Annotated in this window: 18 protein-coding genes, 1 tRNA gene and 3 pseudogenes; 12 read left to right on the forward strand and 10 right to left on the reverse strand. The window is 68.3% G+C overall.

Annotation, left to right across the window (positions count from 1 at the left end):
* Positions 1-3 precede the first annotated feature (3 nt).
* Positions 4-579 (reverse strand): dCTP deaminase, encoded by a 576-nt coding sequence (gene dcd / locus ACZ7FF_RS09485; protein ID WP_362111351.1) that lies wholly within the window; start codon positions 577-579, stop codon positions 4-6.
* Between the two features lie 561 nt (positions 580-1,140).
* Between dcd and ACZ7FF_RS09490 the strand changes: the two genes are divergently transcribed.
* Together ACZ7FF_RS09490 and ACZ7FF_RS09495 are read left to right on the forward strand one after the other, a co-directional pair.
* Positions 1,141-1,214: transfer RNA gene (locus ACZ7FF_RS09490), tRNA-Gly, on the forward strand.
* A 537-nt stretch (positions 1,215-1,751) separates the two neighbouring features.
* Complete coding sequence (locus ACZ7FF_RS09495) at positions 1,752-2,270, forward strand: hypothetical protein (RefSeq protein WP_470810836.1); 519 nt, start codon at positions 1,752-1,754, stop codon at positions 2,268-2,270.
* 39 nt (positions 2,271-2,309) lie between these two features.
* Here ACZ7FF_RS09495 and ACZ7FF_RS09500 read toward each other — a convergent pair whose 3' ends face one another.
* The 5 genes and pseudogenes from ACZ7FF_RS09500 to ACZ7FF_RS09520 all read right to left on the reverse strand — a co-directional run bounded on the left by ACZ7FF_RS09500 (position 2,310) and on the right by ACZ7FF_RS09520 (position 6,802).
* Positions 2,310-2,789 (reverse strand): ASCH domain-containing protein, encoded by a 480-nt coding sequence (locus tag ACZ7FF_RS09500; RefSeq protein WP_470810838.1) that lies wholly within the window; start codon positions 2,787-2,789, stop codon positions 2,310-2,312.
* Positions 2,786-4,852 carry a GNAT family N-acetyltransferase gene (locus tag ACZ7FF_RS09505; protein ID WP_470810839.1) on the reverse strand — a complete coding sequence of 689 codons (2,067 nt, stop codon included), beginning with the start codon at positions 4,850-4,852 and terminating at the stop codon, positions 2,786-2,788. The genes ACZ7FF_RS09500 and ACZ7FF_RS09505 overlap by 4 nt, the downstream gene beginning before the upstream one ends.
* Positions 4,853-5,053: 201 nt before the next feature.
* A pseudogene (locus ACZ7FF_RS09510) lies at positions 5,054-6,200 on the reverse strand (tyrosine-type recombinase/integrase).
* Complete coding sequence (locus ACZ7FF_RS09515) at positions 6,200-6,412, reverse strand: helix-turn-helix domain-containing protein (RefSeq protein WP_470810841.1); 213 nt, start codon at positions 6,410-6,412, stop codon at positions 6,200-6,202. Before ACZ7FF_RS09515 ends, ACZ7FF_RS09510 begins: the two are co-directional and overlap by 1 nt.
* A gap of 133 nt (positions 6,413-6,545) precedes the next feature.
* Positions 6,546-6,802, reverse strand: a pseudogene (locus ACZ7FF_RS09520) (helix-turn-helix domain-containing protein).
* Between the two features lie 482 nt (positions 6,803-7,284).
* On the opposite strand from ACZ7FF_RS09520, the gene ACZ7FF_RS09525 reads away from it, so the two are divergent.
* The 3 genes from ACZ7FF_RS09525 (at position 7,285) to ACZ7FF_RS09535 (ending at position 10,055) form a co-directional block, all read left to right on the forward strand.
* Positions 7,285-8,130, forward strand: coding sequence for a helix-turn-helix domain-containing protein (locus tag ACZ7FF_RS09525; RefSeq protein ID WP_470810842.1), 846 nt, complete (start codon positions 7,285-7,287; stop codon positions 8,128-8,130).
* Between the two features lie 7 nt (positions 8,131-8,137).
* Positions 8,138-8,827 carry a zinc finger domain-containing protein gene (locus ACZ7FF_RS09530; RefSeq protein ID WP_470810844.1) on the forward strand — a complete coding sequence of 230 codons (690 nt, stop codon included), beginning with the start codon at positions 8,138-8,140 and terminating at the stop codon, positions 8,825-8,827.
* A gap of 781 nt (positions 8,828-9,608) precedes the next feature.
* Complete coding sequence (locus ACZ7FF_RS09535) at positions 9,609-10,055, forward strand: plasmid mobilization relaxosome protein MobC (RefSeq protein ID WP_470810846.1); 447 nt, start codon at positions 9,609-9,611, stop codon at positions 10,053-10,055.
* 62 nt (positions 10,056-10,117) lie between these two features.
* Here ACZ7FF_RS09535 and ACZ7FF_RS09540 read toward each other — a convergent pair whose 3' ends face one another.
* Genes ACZ7FF_RS09540 through ACZ7FF_RS09550 form a run of 3 tightly spaced genes read right to left on the reverse strand, consistent with a single transcriptional unit; the run spans position 10,118 to position 12,601 of the window.
* Positions 10,118-10,930 (reverse strand): WbqC family protein, encoded by an 813-nt coding sequence (locus ACZ7FF_RS09540; protein ID WP_470810847.1) that lies wholly within the window; start codon positions 10,928-10,930, stop codon positions 10,118-10,120.
* Positions 10,872-11,561 (reverse strand): YdcF family protein, encoded by a 690-nt coding sequence (locus tag ACZ7FF_RS09545; RefSeq protein ID WP_470810849.1) that lies wholly within the window; start codon positions 11,559-11,561, stop codon positions 10,872-10,874. The genes ACZ7FF_RS09540 and ACZ7FF_RS09545 overlap by 59 nt, the downstream gene beginning before the upstream one ends.
* The gene (locus ACZ7FF_RS09550; RefSeq protein WP_470810851.1) at positions 11,558-12,601 is read right to left on the reverse strand and encodes a helix-turn-helix domain-containing protein; all 1,044 of its coding nucleotides are present in this window, start codon (positions 12,599-12,601) and stop codon (positions 11,558-11,560) included. Before ACZ7FF_RS09550 ends, ACZ7FF_RS09545 begins: the two co-directional genes overlap by 4 nt.
* A gap of 119 nt (positions 12,602-12,720) precedes the next feature.
* On the opposite strand from ACZ7FF_RS09550, the gene ACZ7FF_RS09555 reads away from it, so the two are divergent.
* The 7 genes from ACZ7FF_RS09555 (at position 12,721) to ACZ7FF_RS09585 (ending at position 17,147) form a co-directional block, all read left to right on the forward strand.
* Positions 12,721-13,149 carry a recombinase family protein gene (locus tag ACZ7FF_RS09555; protein ID WP_470810852.1) on the forward strand — a complete coding sequence of 143 codons (429 nt, stop codon included), beginning with the start codon at positions 12,721-12,723 and terminating at the stop codon, positions 13,147-13,149.
* A complete protein-coding gene (locus ACZ7FF_RS09560; RefSeq protein ID WP_470810853.1) occupies positions 13,136-13,552 on the forward strand; it encodes a hypothetical protein in 417 nt (138 codons plus the stop codon). The genes ACZ7FF_RS09555 and ACZ7FF_RS09560 overlap by 14 nt, the downstream gene beginning before the upstream one ends.
* The gene (locus tag ACZ7FF_RS09565) at positions 13,549-13,785 is read left to right on the forward strand and encodes a DUF7848 domain-containing protein (protein ID WP_330338762.1); all 237 of its coding nucleotides are present in this window, start codon (positions 13,549-13,551) and stop codon (positions 13,783-13,785) included. Before ACZ7FF_RS09560 ends, ACZ7FF_RS09565 begins: the two co-directional genes overlap by 4 nt.
* A gap of 295 nt (positions 13,786-14,080) precedes the next feature.
* Positions 14,081-14,227 (forward strand): hypothetical protein, encoded by a 147-nt coding sequence (locus tag ACZ7FF_RS09570; RefSeq protein WP_470810855.1) that lies wholly within the window; start codon positions 14,081-14,083, stop codon positions 14,225-14,227.
* Positions 14,228-14,243: 16 nt separating this feature from the next.
* Positions 14,244-15,437 (forward strand): cupin domain-containing protein, encoded by a 1,194-nt coding sequence (locus ACZ7FF_RS09575; RefSeq protein WP_470810856.1) that lies wholly within the window; start codon positions 14,244-14,246, stop codon positions 15,435-15,437.
* A complete protein-coding gene (locus ACZ7FF_RS09580) occupies positions 15,434-16,342 on the forward strand; it encodes an aldo/keto reductase (protein ID WP_470810858.1) in 909 nt (302 codons plus the stop codon). The genes ACZ7FF_RS09575 and ACZ7FF_RS09580 overlap by 4 nt, the downstream gene beginning before the upstream one ends.
* Positions 16,343-16,493: 151 nt before the next feature.
* Complete coding sequence (locus ACZ7FF_RS09585; RefSeq protein WP_470810859.1) at positions 16,494-17,147, forward strand: phosphotransferase; 654 nt, start codon at positions 16,494-16,496, stop codon at positions 17,145-17,147.
* A gap of 52 nt (positions 17,148-17,199) precedes the next feature.
* Here the strand turns inward: ACZ7FF_RS09585 and ACZ7FF_RS09590 are convergent.
* Positions 17,200-17,396: pseudogene (locus tag ACZ7FF_RS09590) on the reverse strand (IS481 family transposase); the annotation flags it as partial.
* Between the last annotated feature and the right edge of the window lie 60 nt (positions 17,397-17,456).

Consider the following 17,456-nt stretch of genomic DNA (forward strand, 5'->3'; position numbering starts at 1 on the left):
CCCTCACACCTGGGTCCGATGGAAATTCACGTAGGACCGCGAGGCCGTCGGCCCGCGCTGGCCCTGGTACCGGGAGCCGTAGCGCTCGCTGCCGTAGGGGAACTCGGCGGGCGAGGAGAGCCGGAACATGCACAGCTGCCCGATCTTCATGCCGGGCCAGAGCTTGATGGGGAGCGTCGCCAGGTTCGACAGCTCCAGGGTGACGTGTCCGCTGAAGCCGGGGTCGATGAACCCGGCGGTGGAGTGCGTGACCAGCCCGAGCCGGCCGAGCGAGCTCTTGCCCTCGAGGCGCGAGGCGAGATCGTCGGGCAGCGAGATGACCTCGTACGTGGAGGCGAGCACGAACTCGCCGGGGTGCAGGATGAACGGCTCGTCGCCCTCCGGCTCGACCAGCCGCGTCAGGTCCGGCTGCTCGACCGAGGGGTCGATGTGCGGGTAGCGGTGGTTCTCGAACACCCGGAAGTACCGGTCCAGCCGCACGTCGATGCTCGACGGCTGCACCATTGATTCGTCGTAGGGATCGATCCGTACCCGCCCGGCGTCGATCTCGGCCCGGATGTCCTTGTCTGAGAGAAGCACGTAGCGAGGATACGCAAGGCGCGCGGAGCCCAGACAATCGTGACGGCTCCGCGCGCCTGGTGTTACCGCGCGACTACGGCGGGTTTCGCCGCCGCGGCTCCCTGTCCCTGCTTCATCCCTGCTTCATCGTCTCCAGGGCGACCGGCACCACACTGCGGAGCCGGGCGCACCGGGGACACCTCATGAGCCGGCCGGGGCCGAGCCGGTCGGCCTGCTGCATCGGGAACGAAGCGGCGCTGAAGACGTGTCCATCCGCACAGCGGACGACGGTGCGTTCCATCAAGTCCCTCAAGTCCCTTCCCCAAGACCCTCGTCGGGCTTCCCGGCCCGACGGCGAAAGCCACATTACGGGATCAAAGAGACGACTCTCCAGGCGGCACTCCGGCCCCACCCGGAGCCTCTTCCACCCCTCCACGGTACGCCCCAACTCCGGTCGCCCACACCCGGATCCCCCTCCCGGACACGACGAAACCCCCGGGCCGTGAGCACCGGGGGTCCGCGATGAGGTACAGTGAGCGAGCGTCGGGCACCGGCCCCACCAGGCCGATCGTCCGTAGTCACGCGGGTGTAGTTTAATGGTAGAACATCAGCTTCCCAAGCTGAGAGCGCGAGTTCGATTCTCGTCACCCGCTCCAGTAGAAACCCCAGGTCATTGGCCTGGGGTTTGTTTGTTGTCTAGTCCAATTTGAGGGTGGCGTGCCCTCTGCGTGCCCTAAGTCGAGGCTGAGCGGTCATTTCAGGGGTTCCTGGACGCCTCTCTGGCCGCCCCCGCCCTGGTTAGTCTCGAATAGCGAGACGTATTTCGCATGATCCGCGCCACAAGTTGTGCAAATGATGGTGAAGTCGCTTACGCAAAGGGCGGCTTGCGGGCTGGCACGCAGCTGTCGACCATCCGGACTGCACTTCGGTCGTTTCGCAGCGGCAGCATGAGCGGGTGGTTCACAATGCGCGCCATGCCCACGAGGTACGACCGTTCTCGAAGACGCCGAACGTCATCGCGTTGTGGGCGTCCCACGAAGAAAGGGACGCCCTGCAAGCTCCCCCAGGAGATCGGCCGAGGCTGTCGGCACCACGCCACCCGAGCTGAGCGTGAAGCTGCCGCCGAGGAGGCAAAAGCTCGGACCGAAACGGCGAGGCAGCAGGCAGAACGAGAACAACGGACGATCAGAGTCGTGCTCTCGCTCGTCACCCTGGCCGTGTTTGTTGGCCTTGGCGTCGGTGTCTGGGATGCCTGGAAGGACGATCAGCACGAGTCCATGTGCCGGCCACACCGAACCGAGGCCCTTGCGCTGAGCGACAAGGCTCGCGCCGTACGGATTCCTTTGGTGTTCGCCGGCGACCCGAACATCAGCATCCTGCAGCTCGGGACCAAGCTCCCCGACGATCTCGGAAACCTCGACACCACATCAGCCACCGAGCTGGACATAGCAACGGCGTACGCCAAGAAGCGCGACCTGGCTGGTCAGGCTGCACGCTTCGTTCTCGACCATCAGGAGTGCTTCGACAGCGACTTCATCGCCGAGGCCACCCGCATAGATCAGGCCCCTACCGAGGTCAGCCGGGTAGAAATGCCCTCACCCGCTCACTGCAGCGACGGGTGGCCGTCCAGCTCCATCGGCCGACGAGGTGCATGTTCGCACCACGGCGGCGTTGCCGCTGGGCTCCCATGGGCCACGTTGTTCTTCGACTGATCACGTAGGACGCGGCAACCCAGGGCTTCGACCTTTGCCTTAGGCAGGCACCAGGTCTCCCAACGCTTCACGAAGGGCGGTGCCTACGACAGGTCCTGCCACGGCTACCTGCCGAAGCTCTTCGCCCTTCATGTAGCGGTAGCTCTGTGGAGGGTGGAAAGCCCCCGCGGAGCGCAGCGCGCTGAGCGTCACCGGCTCGCCGAAGGAGACGGGATCCTCCAGCGTGAGGCCGCTCGCCTGAGTCGCGCCACTCATGTAGGCGTCGTACTCACGCCGAGTGATTCCCGTCTGGGTGCTGTGGGCGGACCACACCTCCTTTGGGGAGGCGACATGGACTGAAGCGATGCGCGCCATGCCCACCACAGCCATGGTGGGCGCGGTCGCGTACAGCAGAACCGGGGTTCCGGGTGGCGCAGCGACGCGTTGGCGGCGGACCTCCACCGTCTTGCTGCCGGCCAAAATCGCGGTGGCGAAGCGCGGGTGGACGGACAGCAGCATCGCGCGTTCCGGATCGTTCACGTCGTTCGGTGCCCCTCTTGGTAGATCGCCTGGAACAGCTCCTCGCTGATCTTGGACAGCGAGATCAGCGAACTCGGCGACCACGGTAGTCCCCGCTCCCTGGCCAGCGAGGTCAATCGCCGCAGCGTCACCGGCTTCGGGAAGATCTCGGTGTCCGAGAACCTCAGTGCCATGGCGTGGCCGGAGGTGTCAGCAGCTGCTTGAACCTCAGCCCGACCATATACGCCCAGGTGTTCGAATTTCGAGAAGAGGGTGTCGGGCGTGTCGATGAGCACCTCGTCGAGTCGCGAACTGCCCACCACCATTTGGCCTTCGCCCGGGGAGCTGCCCTCGCTGACGTACCAGAGCAGGCGAGCCGGGACGCTCTCCCCACGACGGCCCGAGGAACGGTAGTAGACGTGCTCCCTGCTGATGCCCAGGGCGTCACTCCGAGGAATGAGCATGGCCGGGACGTTGAACAGCTCGGTTGACCAGCGCGGCTTGATGGGCACCAGGAAGGACGGCAGCTCCGAGTCGATGACCTTCGCCGGCCACCACGCCCGCTCCACCACGGCGGCCACCTCGGCGGGCATGTCGGCGCGGAGCGCGGTCGTCTCCACGGTCAGCTCGCGGGCCAGTCCGCCAGCCACAGCCTCCACCTCGGCAGCCGTCCCGCACACATTCACGAGGAGGGCGACAAGCCTGCCGTCATGCTCGAAGAACCCGTCGTCGCCTGCCGCGGACTTGGCGGCCGCGGAGGGATGCGGATCGCTGATGCGGATGATCTCTGCACCGCAGTCCCGGCCAAGCCGCTTGATCAGGAAGAGGAGCTGCCGGGCCAGAGTCTCTTCCAGTGGGTGGCTGGCCGTACGAAGGACGGGGACAACCAGCGTTCGCCCATCCAGCGCCCATGCGTAGAGGGCAACCGGGTGGCCCTGACCATCCCTGAGCAGTTCGCGGCGCCAGGCGACCGCACCCCCGTTCAGCGACCGCAGGCGCTCGGCGAAGGCCGAGCCGTCGTCGCCACCCGCCTGGTGGAAGAAGGCGACCAGTTCGCCCTCTGCGCCTGGTGCCACCTCGCCGGACCGGAACTCCGTCCCCATCAGATCGGCCGGGCGATACACCTGGGCCTGCCGCAACTCATCCACGTGCAGCGTCACGGTGGAAGGCGAGACGACCCGGACCCGGGCGACCTCCCAGGCCACGTCAGCCAGGCGGGACAACAGCGGATCGCGGGTCGCCAGGACTTGCAGACCGGCACATGAGGTCTCGGCCACGTACCGCAGGCAGAGCCGAAGCTCAGCGCCGACGGTCAGACTGGGGATGGCCTGCGTGGCGGCCACGAGCAGTTCACGGGTTCGCTCGTCCACAGCTGCCGAGTCGGGGGACAGCTTGCGCAGGCCGGTCAGAGCCGCCCGCTGGTGCTGACGCTCTGCCGTATCTGCGAGGTCCCGGATCTGATGAACCAGCTGGGGTGTGTAGGCGAGCTCGACGAGATCCGCCATCCATCCGGCTTCCAGTGCGCGGGATTCCTCCGCGCCAGCCGTGTCAGCGAGGCCGCGCAGATCGGCCAACACTCCATGGTCGACCGTCACCACCAGAAGCGCGTCGCTCTCCATCTCCGTGAACAGGTCCGGATGGCCGAGGTCCAACCACCATCCATCCAGGATCTCGCCGTCACGGCCCCGCCCTCGGACCTCGCCATCCGGGACGAAGCCCAGACTCTGCCACATCCCGCTCAGGTTGTAGTCCCGTCGGCACTTGGCCTTGATCCCGAGTCGTTGCGGGTACCGCTCTTTGATGCCCTCCACCAGCCGGCGGGCGATTCCCCGGCCGCGCTGTTCCTCCGCCACACACAGGTGTGCGAGCCGAATACGCGCGCTCCTCTTCGGCAGTCCGAACAGCGCATAGCCGAGCACCTCGTCCGCTTCAACCGCGGCCAGAAGGCCGCCATCCTCCGCTGCCTTCCGGTAAGCAGGAGGCGTCAGAAGCCCCAGCGTCTTCGTGTAGCGATCACCCAGGGCTATGGCCTTGTCGATCAGCTCGTCCTGCGCAGGCGAAACGGACACCAACTTGATAGCCATTGCTCCCCCTCCGGTTGGGCCGATCACGGCCGCCCACAACTCCCCTGTCAGTGCATGCAGGAAAAGCTGATCTCACTCACGGCCGTCTCTCAAGGGGGCACGAGGGGCGCACGGCACTGCGGAGGCTGTCGCACGCGGTGCCGACGTGTCGGAGTCCGGCCGACGAAACCGTCCGGCCGGACTCCGTCGGTCAGGGTTTCCTCACGCCTCCATGGCTCCCTGCTCGACGGCTGAATCACGAAGCTGTTGCCGCACCTCGGCGTCGATGCCCCGCGCCAGCTTGCGCTGGTGCTTCGTCGTCGAGTGCTGGTAGATCAGCTGGGCCCGCTCGGAGGACTGGCCAGCGCGGACCATGAGGTCCTTCAGCTTGGCTCCGGTGTCGGCGGCGAGGGTGTTGCCGGTGTGCCGGAGATCGTAGAAGCGGAAGTTGTCCGCCATGCCGACCTTCTTCCTGGCCTTGCGCCACTTCCGCCCGAAGGTCGAGCGGCGGAACGGTGCGCCCTTCTCCCCGACGAAAAGGAGGCCGTCCGGCTCCTTCTCGGCGAACCACTGCAGGTGGCGGCGCAGCTCGGGGAGCAGGAAGTCGGGCAGGTAGACGGTGCGCTTGCCCGCCCGGGACTTCGGATCGCCGGTGACCCGCTTGCCGTTCGTCAACTCCGGGGAAGCCTGCGTGATGCGCACGGAGCATTCGTCGAGATCGACACTGCGACGGCGCAGCTCGGCCAGCTCCTCGGGGCGGAGTGAGGCGAACGCGCCGAGCAGGACCATCAGGCGCCAGCGCGGGCCCATTGGTCGGCCAGGTCGAAGACCTGCTCGATCGTGGCCGTTGGACGCTCGTCGGCCTCCTCCTTGCCGACGCCCTTGATACGGCATGGGTTGCTGCGGAGCAGGTCATCGTCGACCGCCGTCTGCAGGATGGCCTTCAGCAGCCGGTACGACTTCGCGACAGTGGTGGCGCCGGTCGCCTTCAAGCGCTCGGCCCGCCAGGTACGGACGCTGGGCGGGGTGATCTCGTCCAGGTCCTTGCCCCCGAAGCTCGGCAAGATGTGCAGGTGCAGGAGACCGCTGTAGCGGTCGACCGTCGTGGGGGCCAGTCCACGCTCCTTCAGCCAGCGCTGGGCGTACTTCTTGAAGTTGACCGCACCGGCGTCCGGATCGCGCCACTGGTTGCGCTCGATGTCGGCGCGGGTGAGGTTGAGCCACTCCTGCGCGTCGGACTTGGTGTCGAACGTCTCCGGCGCGGTGTACCGCTGCCCGTCCGGTCCCAGGTAGCGGGCCTGCCACCGGCCGGAGGAGAGCTTGCGCACCGTGCCGAACTCGCGCCCCGCTGCGGCTTGCGTCCCGCCATCAGGCCGCCTTCCCGTAGCGGGCGCGGATGCGGCGGACCGGCTCAACGGTGCGTGCCTCGATGTACTCGGCAATCGCGCTTTCCGGAATGCGCACCGGGCGGCCGAGCTTGACGTAGCGGATCCGGCGCTCGGCGATCAGGCGGCGGACGAAACGCTCGCCCGTGCCGAGCAGGTCGCCGGCCTCGGCCACCGTCAGCAGTCGGTCAGCCATTCGCGGTCACCTCCTTGGCGGTGCGCTGGGGGTAGGGAAGGGCAGGGGGTATTGCGGGTCGGCGCAAAGGCGGTACGTCCTTTACTCGGAGAGGTTGTTTCGAGGCAGCAGCCCAGGCCGAGACAACACGGGCCTACGCGGCATGCACCCCGTGGAGAAGAGCCAGGGGTGAGACGCGGAGGGCCTGGGCGAGAGCGACGAGATCGTCGATGTCGCAGCGGCGCTGGGCGCGTTCGATGCGGGACAGCATCGTGTTGGACATCGGGCGGCCGAGGGCGGTGACGCGGGCGGCGAGCTCGCGTTGGGCGAGACCGCGCTCGGTACGGAGGATTTCGAGAGTGCGGGCGGTCCGTATTCCGCGGGACCTATTTCCAGGGATCGCGCTGCCATGGCTCCAAGTAGTAACTTGCGACCGCCGGTTTGGATAACCGGCGATCGTCGGCTATGTTTCGCCCGGCGCGCGGCCGGGCGTTGCCTCCGGGTGGGGTTCTGGGTATCCGGCAGAGGTTGGCTACGCCAGCCCGATGAGGCCCTCTGACGTAGGGTGTTGTGTTGTAGCTGGCCGCCGCAGCGGGGGTCAACGGTTTCCCGAAGTGATCCTTCTGCCTCGACATGCAGGGCAACTTTTTTGTCAACCGGCGATCCGGGTTTATGGTTTTGGAATTGCCGCGCACAGGACACGTTCGCCGTCAGCTGTCTGATTTCTCCGGCGGAATGCTGGACTCGTGCGGCATCCATGTGGCTGTCTTGGCTATACGGCGCCACCAGCCCTCCCCGGCGCCTTCGAGCCGGGGACCGTGCGCCGCCCCTCCCCGTGCACCCCCCCGAGGGCCAACCGCACCTTCCCGACCTAACCTAGGAGCCGCCACCCCATGAGCCACGACGCCCGCGAGTGGGTGTGGGACCACAGCCGCAGCAAGGGCACCGCCCGCATGGTGCTCGCCCTGATCGCCGACCGCTGCCGCGACGGGCACTGCATCGCGTACGCGTCCGTACCCGCCCTCATGAAGCGCGCGAACGCCTCCCGCACTGCCGTGCGCGATGCGCTGGACAAGCTGATCGCCAGTGGTGAGCTGGTGCAGCTCGCCAGCCGCAAGGGGCCGCGGGGAGAGACGTACTACCACCTCCCGGCCGCCGCCCGGTTCCTCGCCGAACAGGCCACAGCAGGGGGCCAGAATCCGGCCCTCTCGGGGGATCGGATTCCGACCCGCGGGGGACCGGAATCCGACCCTGCCGACCCCTTCGAGCGGGGACCGGAATTCGACCCGGGGGAACGGAATCCGGCCCCCGGGGGATACGGATTCCGACCCGGAGGGGGCACGGATTCCGACCCCCAGAACAGTAGAGAACCGAAGGTGAACGGTAAGAGCAGCAGCAGCTCGGCCCCGCTCATCGCAGCCACCGAGTGGCAGATCGACGACGAGGCCCGTGCCTGGCTCCAGCAGCACGGCCACCTCGACCGGCTCGGCGAGCACGCCCTGCAAGCGGCCGACGAGAAGTGGCGCTCGTACCGGGCGGCGTGGGCCCCTCGCACTGCCGCCGCATGGGCCGCCGACTGGCGCGCATGGATCGCCCGCGAACGCCTTCCCGCCCCTGGCCGGCCGAACCTCTACGCCCTGCCCGGCGGCGCTCCCACACCCACTGCGGGCATGACCCGCGCCGAGGCCCACACCGCCGCCCTGCTCGCCGCCCTCGACGAACCGACCGGATCGGAGTAATCCGCCCTTGGACCGACGCGAAATCGCCGCCATCCTCGCCTACATCGGCCGCCTCGATCCCCGGATCACCCGCAGCGGCACGGGCGAAGCCCGTGACCAGATCGCCCAGTGGCACGAACTGCTCCACGACGTACCCTTCGCCACCGCCCACGGCTGGGACGTCCGCGAGGCGATACGAGCCCACATCCTCGACTCCCCGTACCTGATCCTGCCGGTGGACGTCGCCCGCGCGTGGCGCGCCCACCGACGCAACCGCCTCGACCGGCACACCGACCCCACGCCGGTCGCCGATCCGGACGATCCAGCCGCCTGGCGTGCCGAACTGCTCGGCACCCGGCACGCCGTCGCCATCGGGCAGACCGCACCCGCGACGTACCGACAGATCACCAGCGGTGACTCTCGCCCGGACATCGAGGCCCGCACGCGCGCCATCGGATCGTGCATCCCGCCGGCCGTCCGCGCACAGCTGGCCCGCTACCGGCCAGCCCGTTCTGCACGCGAAGCCGCCGTCGCCGACGGGCGCCCGGACGCGCTCAGCGTCCGCTGCGCGTGGTGCCACGCCCGCGCAGGCGACCCGTGCCGTCAACGGCGCCTGGGCCCTGACGGCACCGCCCGAGGCAATGCGGTACGCGCCACGCCCCATCCGTCGCGCGTCGACCTCGCCGCTGCCCGGCTGGACCAGCAGCAGGCTGCCTGACGCACTCCAACATGCCTCGCTCCTCACCGCCGCTGTCCCCGCAGTCCGATACCCGGCGGTCCCCGGCAAGCCGTGCGCGGCAGGTGGGGACCGTCCCGACGAACACCATGCGGGACCTCATCTCGGGGACCGAGCCCACCGCAGCCGGGGACCGCAACGACAGGTCCTCCGGGGACCAGCAGGGACAGCGGTGGGGACCGTTCCCCCTGAGAAGCCCCTGCTCAGGGCGCTATAAGGCCGGTCTCCGCAACGGTCCACAACCACGGGGACCGGTCCCGCACAACCGACCCCGTTCACTTGGGGACCGTCTGTGCGACGGCGCCAGGACTGGGGACAGTCCCCCTGACGCGGCGTCAGGGGGACCGTCCCCAACGAACGTCGCAGTCTGGTCCCGAACGGTCCGGGGGACGGGGACCGTGGACGGCATCGCTTCGGGGACCGTATGCCCAAGTCACGGAGCGTCTCTAGCGGCCGCCGAGAACAGCCGCAGTCCCTACCCCGGGCGCCGTCCCCGCCCATTACCCGCTCGGAACGACGCCCCGCCCTCGCGACGTGGCCCCGCCTCTCAATCCCACATCCCCACGGAGTACCGCACGTGCACAACCAGCACTACGAATGCCCCGCCACCCAGCAGGAGACGAACACAGTGCCGACCTCAGCCGGAGCAAGTTATCCCCCAAGACCGTCTTCCCGGGTGAGGAAGACGGCACAAGCGCAACCCGCTCCGGGGGTGGCGGGTTCGGACTGGCACCAGGGGGCGCCAGTCCGGGAGGCAGCGGCCGTGGGGGGATCGCAGCCAGAAGGGCAGTCGCCAAGCTCCAAGCACCGCACCTCCGAGAAGACCGCGCGCAAGCGCTCGCCGAGATCCGGCAATGACAAGCGCGTTCACGTGTGCTGTGTCCGTCTCAACGACACCGAGAAAACCGTCCTCACCGCTGCTGCCGCGGCGACCCGAGCGAGTCTGCCCGCCTTCCTCGCCCGCAGCGGCCTCGCCGCCGCCAGTGACCTCAACAACACCGCCGCTGCCATAGCCGGACGACGAGAAACAATCTCGGAACTGTTCGCCGCACGCCGGCACCTCAACCAGGTCGGCAACAACCTCAACCAAGCCTCCAAGGCCCTCAACTCCGGTTCCTGGCCTGTCGAGATCGACGCCGTCCTCGCCGCCGTCAACCGCGCCGTTCACCGCGTTGACCACGCGGTGCAACAGCTCATCGCCCAGCGCTAGGAAGCAGCGCGGGCAGGATCCGCGAGCGCTGGGTAGCGTCTCCCAGAGGAGTCGGCCAGTGCTCAGACCAGTGCACCGAGCCGATGAGCTTCTCGCAAGGCGGCCAGCCGACCTGCCAGATCTCGCGGTCCGATCTTGCTCAAGGCCCAGAGGCTGCTGGCACGCCGAGCCCAGCACCAAAGCGGGTCCTCCGTATCCACAGGGGTGTGGAAGGGCAAGACGGAGATGCCGTGGGCATCGAAGGGGGCAGGGTCGAGGTAGCGCGTACCGCCGGTGCCGCACAGATAGTGGGTGCTGCCGGTGGCTGCCGCGAGATCGGCGAGGCGCTCCGATCGGTTGTGACGGGTGCGGGTCCGACCGCTGTCCAGCACCTCCCCAGCCCAGCCAAGCGCAGCGAGCATGGCGAGCGTCGATGCTCGCGCAATACGTGCCACACGATCAGTGGTGTCCAATGCGTCCAGGGCCGCGTCGAGAACATCGCGCACGGCGTCCCTGTGGCCACTGCGGCCGTAGTACTGGCGCACAAGCAGCTCGACAGTCCTGCGCGAGCAATGAGGATCAACGAGCCGCGCCTGGCTGATCAGTGTCGGCCGCCCGTGGGGAAGGTGTGTCGGTAGCGTGAGCCACTGCTGCCGACCGGGATCGTCCAAGGCGGCGAGGCGAGCGCGGTGCTGGTAGTCGCGCCGGGCGAACTGTACGTCGTCGAGGACGATCCAGCGGTCGGCGGCGAAGAGCTTCGCCAAGGTGGACAGGCGTGGGAACAGGTTCGGCTGATGGATCGCGCAGACCTCGCTTGGTGGACCGAAGCGGGATGGCTCAGGTGCTGATGAGGCGGCTGTCGAAACCGGCACCCAGGAGGCGCTCGTAAGCCTCATACACATCTCCCGGCACGTCCTGCTCGATGGCGAAGCCGAGCTTCGGGTACTCGATCACCCGTTGCAGGTCGCCGACGAGCATGTCGACGACGAGTTTCTCGTCGCCGATCGACTTGATGTAGTCGTCCAGCTCCAGCGGTTCGGATGCGCATACGACGTCCACTTCGGGCCACAGCTTGCGGCATGTCGCGTGCGAGCGCCGCTCCATGTACGGCTTGGAGATCAGAAGCAGCGACTCCACCTCCACGTTGGCCTCGGTGAGCAGCTCGCGGGAGAAGGTGATGTTCTGCCCGGTGTTCGCGGCCTTCGGCTCCACGAGAATCGCTTCGTCCGGCACGCCCAGGCTCAGGGCGTGCTCGCGGTAGTGGACAGCCTCACCGCGCGGGAAGCGGGCGCGGGTGGTGGGGCTGTTGCCGCCACTGAAGACCAGGACCGGGAAGAGACCGGCACGGTACATTTCGGCGGCCGTGGTGGCCACGCCCAGGTCATGGCTGCCCAGGCCGATCGCCGCCGAGCAGGGCCGCTGCTCGTGGCCCATTTGGTGGTAGTTCCAGATCAGCGTCGCGTCGTGGAACTGCTCGTCGGTGATCTGGCGCTGCTCGTGCTCCGGCACTGGCACTCCCTGGCTCATCCCTGCTGGTCCTTCCGGATGCCCTCGATACTGCGCAGCTGGTGGCTCAGCCCGTACTGCTGGGCCACCTGAGCCGCCTGATCGAGGACGGACAGCCCATCATTCCGGGTCGCCGCGTCCGACAGAAGGATGTGCCCGTAGGCGGTGTCCAGCCGCACTCGCTGCATCGGGGAGTCGACCGTGGCGGTAGTGCGCGCGACGTCGATGTAGTGCAGTGCCTGCTTCAGGTCGCCGGCGCCTCGGTGGGCGAGGGCCAGCTTCTGGTGGGCGACCGACCAGTCCTCCGGCTCGCCGAGGTCCTCGAAGGCACGGGTGGCGGCTGTCATGACCTGGGTGGCGTACTCGTTGTTGCCCTCCTTGCTCAGCGCGGTACCCACCCAGAGCCGCGCCCTGGCTCGATCGCGAGGGCTTAAACGCTCGTCCGTGGCAAGCAGTTCGTACTGGCGGGCGGAAGCGTCGAGCTGACCCGACATCTCCTGGACGACGGCGAGGGAAAGATCGATCTGGGCCACTCGGCGCGGGATGTCGAGCTCGGTGAACATGCCGCGAGCTGAGGTGTAGGAATGCCGGGCGGAGAGCGGGCCGAGGACCGCGCCCTGATCCCGTTGCAGGTCGCCGAGAAGCACGAGGGAACGGCCATAGAGGTACAGGCCCTTGTCGTCCAGGTGATGCGGGTCGAGGCGTCCCAGCCAGCGGTTCAGCAAGGTGGTGGCGAAGGGAAAGTCCTGGCGGCTGATGCAGACGACCGCGCGCTCGATGTCCTCGGTCCAGGTCTCGAAGTCCGCTGGTCGCGCGTTCTTACGCTCGGGGAACAGCAGCGCCTCGAAGCGCGCCTGGGCGGCAGGGTCCGCGCGGGCAAGCGCGGTGTCAAGGATGGCTTGAGTGTCCGGGCGGGGCTGGGTTTTGGTGCCGAGGCTCTCCCACTTGGCGACCGTGCGCAGCGCGACGCCGAGGTGCTCGGCGAAGGCGCGCGTGCTCATGCGCAGCGCTGCGCGCAGGGCGCTCGCTTCCCGGCCGGTCCATTGCTGCACGCTGACCACGGATGACCTCCCTCCGTCACGTATAGAAGCACTCTCGGTGACGACGCGGGGTGAGAAGTGCAACGGAAGTGCAACAGCAGGTCATTTCAAAGCCGTTCGCGGCAGCCGACGCTGGGGACATGGACGACGAACTCATCACGGAACGCCGCCCCGTCGCCTTCCCCCAGGTCTTCGGCTACCTGCGCCATGTCACCGGTGGCCTGGCCCGCCACGCGGCGCTCGTCTCCTGTCTTACCGAGTACTGCCGGCAGCACGAACTGCGCCTGTGCGGAGTGTTCACGGACCGAGAGGCGACGGCTGCCGTCCGGTCTCCCGCCTTCGTCGGGCTCCTCGACGCGCTCGAACTGCCCGACATCTATGGCGCCGTGGTTCCCGCCCTCAGCCACCTCGGCCCGAGGCGCGTTGTGACCGACCGACAGCGGCAGATAACGGCGCCAGGCACTCGTCTGATCGTGGTCCGCACCACCAGGCCGGCAATGGACCCCGCACCCTCCCTCAGTGCGAACCCCGGCCTCCTGCGCCAAGGGGGACGTGATGTCCCTTCGTGAAGCGCTGCGCAGCGCACCCATGGTCAACGACGTCCCCAGCCTGCGCCTGCTCCGAGTCGGCGACGGCTGGGACCTCGTACGAACCTCCGCGGACATCGGGTTCCAGGCCCTGGCCCACCTGCGGGCCACCGGTGCGGCGATCGGTCCGGTGCTCTACGACGGGCCCAATGAACGCCTCTATTACGCCGTTGGAACCGGCACTGCCGAAAGGTGGGGCGAACTGCCGGTACGGCATCTGTCCACCAACTCTTGGCTCGTCGCGCCCAGCCTGGAACAGATCGACGACTGGCTAGGCGGCTGGTGCGAGCTGCCTGACGACGACACCCTCACCGATGCCGACGCCCTCCACGCCGCGCTCCAGCACCCCTATGTCAGCGCCGCTCTGAAGGAGGTGGGCCGGTGAGTGTCCGAGCAGTCGTGTGCCCCAAGGAATGGACGCTCCAGCCCGACCGTGAGCCCGACGCCGAGCCCGCAACCTATGCGATGCAGTGCTCGGTCTGTGGTGACAACTCGCCGCCCAGCGTCGACTTCGCCGAACCCCAGAGCTGGGTGTTCGAGCACGGAGGCCGCAACCCCTCGCATCACACATACCGGGAGATCATCACGCGGCCGTGGCGGGCATGGTGGAAGCCCTGATGGACCGCATCGTGAGCCGACTGGCCCGCTACACGGGCCCGCTGCTGATCATGCTGATCTCCGCCTCATGCGGCTTCGTGATCGGCGTGACGGTCGCCACATCTCCGGCCCATCCCTGAGTTCCCGTCCCTGCCGGATGTAGCCGATCGAGACGTTCCCCCACTCCGAGAAGCCCTGGCAGGGGCGGGCTGCAAACCCCGCCCCGGGCGGATCAGCCGCCCGAGCCCATGGACAAGTCGAGCGCCGTCCAGGGCGGGTCCGCAATGCACCTCATCTCTCACACCAGGAGGAACCCATGCCGAACAGCACCACCACCGCCCCGACAGCCGGTCCGGTCCAGCCGGGCCTGGTCAAGGCCCGTCGCAGGATCCAGGCCGCCCGCGAGCGCGGCGTCACCCCGTCCGACGGCGGCAGCACCGGCCGTACCGACGGCAACGACTGATCCGGGAGGAAACGCGTTGTCGCCGCTGAACCTGGCGGCTCACCTGGGCCAGGACGAGTTCCTGGCCCAGGTGCTCCACCGCCACCACCGCCACGTCCCGGCCGCCATCACCAACCCCGGCAGCCTGATCACATGGGACGACGTCAACACCATCCTGGCCACCCATCGCCTGGAACCGCCCCGCTTCCGCCTCTCCGCAGACGGCGAGATGCTGCCCGCCCACCGCTACACCGCCCCGGTCACCACCCGCCGGCACACCGTCTGGCACCGCCTGCACCCAAGCGAACTGCACGCCCGCCTCGCCGAGGGCGCCTCCCTGGTCATCGACGCCGTCGACGAACTCCACCCACCCGTCGGCCGCGCCGCGATGGAGCTGGAGCACTGGCTGCGCACCGGAGTGCAGACCAACCTGTACGCCTCATGGACCGCCCGCGAGGGCTTCGGCGTGCACTGGGACGACCACGACGTGCTCGTCATCCAGATCGACGGCGCCAAACGCTGGAAGCTGTACGGCCCCACCCGCACAGCCCCCATGTACAAGGACACCGACGAGCCAGAGCACCCGCTGGAGCAGCCGATCACGGAGCTGGTCCTGCGCCCGGGTGACCTGCTCTACCTCCCTCGCGGCTGGTGGCACTCGGTGGCCGCCTCCGAAGGCGAACACTCCCTCCACCTCACGTTCGGCATCCAGACCACCACCGGCGCCCAGCTCCTGTCCTGGCTCGCCGATGACCTGCGCCGCCACGACGTCCTGCGCGAGGACCTGCCCGTCCACGCACCAGCCACCCAGCAGACGGCCTACCTGGAACGGCTGCGCAAGGAAGTCACCACCGCCCTGGAAAACTCGGATCTCGTCGACCGGTACACGGCGATGCGCGACGGCACCGACCTCACCCGTCTGCGGCCGAGCCTGCCCCACATCACCGGCATCCCCGCAGACCCGGACCTCCGCATCAGGCTGACCACCACACGATCTCGCCTGGAACCTACGGCCAACACGGACAGCGTGATCTTCCGAGCCTGCGACAACGAGTGGGAGATGGCTGAGGAAGTCCGGTCCCTCCTCCAGCACCTGCAATCCGCCGCACCCAGCGCCGTGTCCCTCGGCGAGCTGGCCACAGCAACCGGCTTCCCAGTCGCAGAGATCGCTGCCATCACCTCGGAGCTGAAGGACGGCCAAGCGATCACAGTGGAAGCAGACGGGCGATGAGGACAGCGGCCCTGGGGCTGGGCACGTACCGCATCCGCCCTTCCGCCCTGGACGAAGCGGTCGTCCGCGCAGCCACCGGCCCGGCCGACGCCTGGATCGACACAGCGCCCAACTACCTCGACGGTCAGGCCCAGTCGCTGCTCGCCCCCGCGCTCGCCCGGCACCCGATCCCGGTTTCGACCAAGGTCGGATTCCTGACCGCTCAGGCCACCAAGGACGCGCGCTCCGACAGGGCCCTCACCACCGAGGACGCCCAACACGGCCACTGCCTGAGCACCCCGTACGTCCACTGGCAGTGCGCCCGCAACCGCACCGAACTCGGCCGCGACCGCCTCGACCTCGTCTTCGCCCACAACCCCGAGCACGCCGCCAGCGACCCGTACGAGGCCCTGCGCGACGCCTTCACCGCCCTCGAAGCAGAAGCAGCGGTCGGCACCCTGACCGCCTACGGCGTCGCCACCTGGGACGGCTTCGACACCGGCACCCTGGCCATCCCCGCCCTCCACCAATTGGCCTCCGAAGCCGCCGGCACGGAACACCACCACCTGAGAGCCATCCAACTGCCCGTATCCCTGGTCACCGCAACCGCGTTCACCCAAGCTCTGGGCGAGGAGGGCCCCATCGCTCAGGCGGCGGAACTCGGATGGCAGGTGTACGCCTCAGCGCCTCTGTTCGGCGGCGAGCTGCCGCGCCTGGCCACCCTCGAACTCTCCGCACTTCTGGCCCCGCACCTCACCACGGCCCAGGCATGCCTGCTGGCGGCGGCATCATGCCCCGGAGTGACACGGATTCTGCTCTCCGCCTCCACCCCGGCACGCTGGGCCGAAGCCCAAGCCGCCCTACGAAGCCCGGCCATCCCGACCCCCAGGCTGCGAAAGGTGCTGGATGTACTCGCCGCCACCTGACCTCACGGATCAGCAGCGCATGCGCAGAGCCTTCGCACGGTCCGCAGAGACACTGGGCATCACGATCGCCGGCCCCGAGTTCTGGGGCTGGCACGGCCGCACCCTCAGCAGCCGTGCCGAGCACCCAGAACGAGGATCCTGTTGGCTGAGGGTGCTAACCGCGCCCCAGGGCAAGGGAACGGGAAAGATCTGGGAGGGCAACCGCCAGGCCGCCGCACTCTTCGACGGACGCATCCACAAGCCCCTGCTGCACGACAGCATGGAGTCAAGCTGTGACGGTTACGCCTACCAGGCTGAGCTACACGAGTACGTCACCGAACCCATCTGCTCCCCCAGCCCCGTCCTGCACACGGACCCGGACCTGCCGACCGCCTGGTGGGATTCCCTCCGCACCGACCTCGACCACGTGAGCACCGTCCCCACGGACCGCGTGGCCGTACGACAAGAGTGGGTGGACCGCACCGTCCCACGCTTCCTCGACATCCCCGGCCCTCCGATCACAGACTGGGCGACCGCCCACGGAGACCTGCACACCGCCAACCTCACCGCCGCCACCCCGTACCTGCTCGACTGGGAAGGCTTCGGTCTCGCGCCTGTCGGCTACGACGCCGCCATGCTGCTGGCCTACTCCCTGCTCACCCCCGCCTTCGCCCACCGCGTCCGCGATGCCTTCCCCGTCCTCAAGACAGAGCCAGGACGAGCCGCACAGATCATCGTCATCACCGAACTACTCCAGTCGGCCTCCCGCGGAGACCACCCCGAACTCGTACCGGCGCTCCGCCTTCTGGCGACGGAGCTGTCCTGACTCTCCTTCCACGACTGTGGAAGGAGAGTCCATTGGGGCTGCCGTCCTGGCCTTCGGTGTAGGCCAGGCGGGAGTGGTCGTCATCCAGTGCGGTGTGCAGGTAGACGAATCCGGTGCCGTCGCGCCGGTCCTGGTTGGCCAGCCAGCCGCGCGGCCGAGGACTTTGTGGCCGCCGCCGTCGGGTATGCGGCCGAAATTCTTGACGCCGATGTGGACCAGCTCGTCGGGCCGGTTGCGTTCGTCGCGGCGTCGGGTTCGCCGGTAGCCCTGTCGCAGGCGGCCAGAACGGACCAGGTGGTGGCGCAGAAT

The sequence above is a fragment of the Streptomyces sp. NPDC037126 genome, from assembly GCF_055605965.1.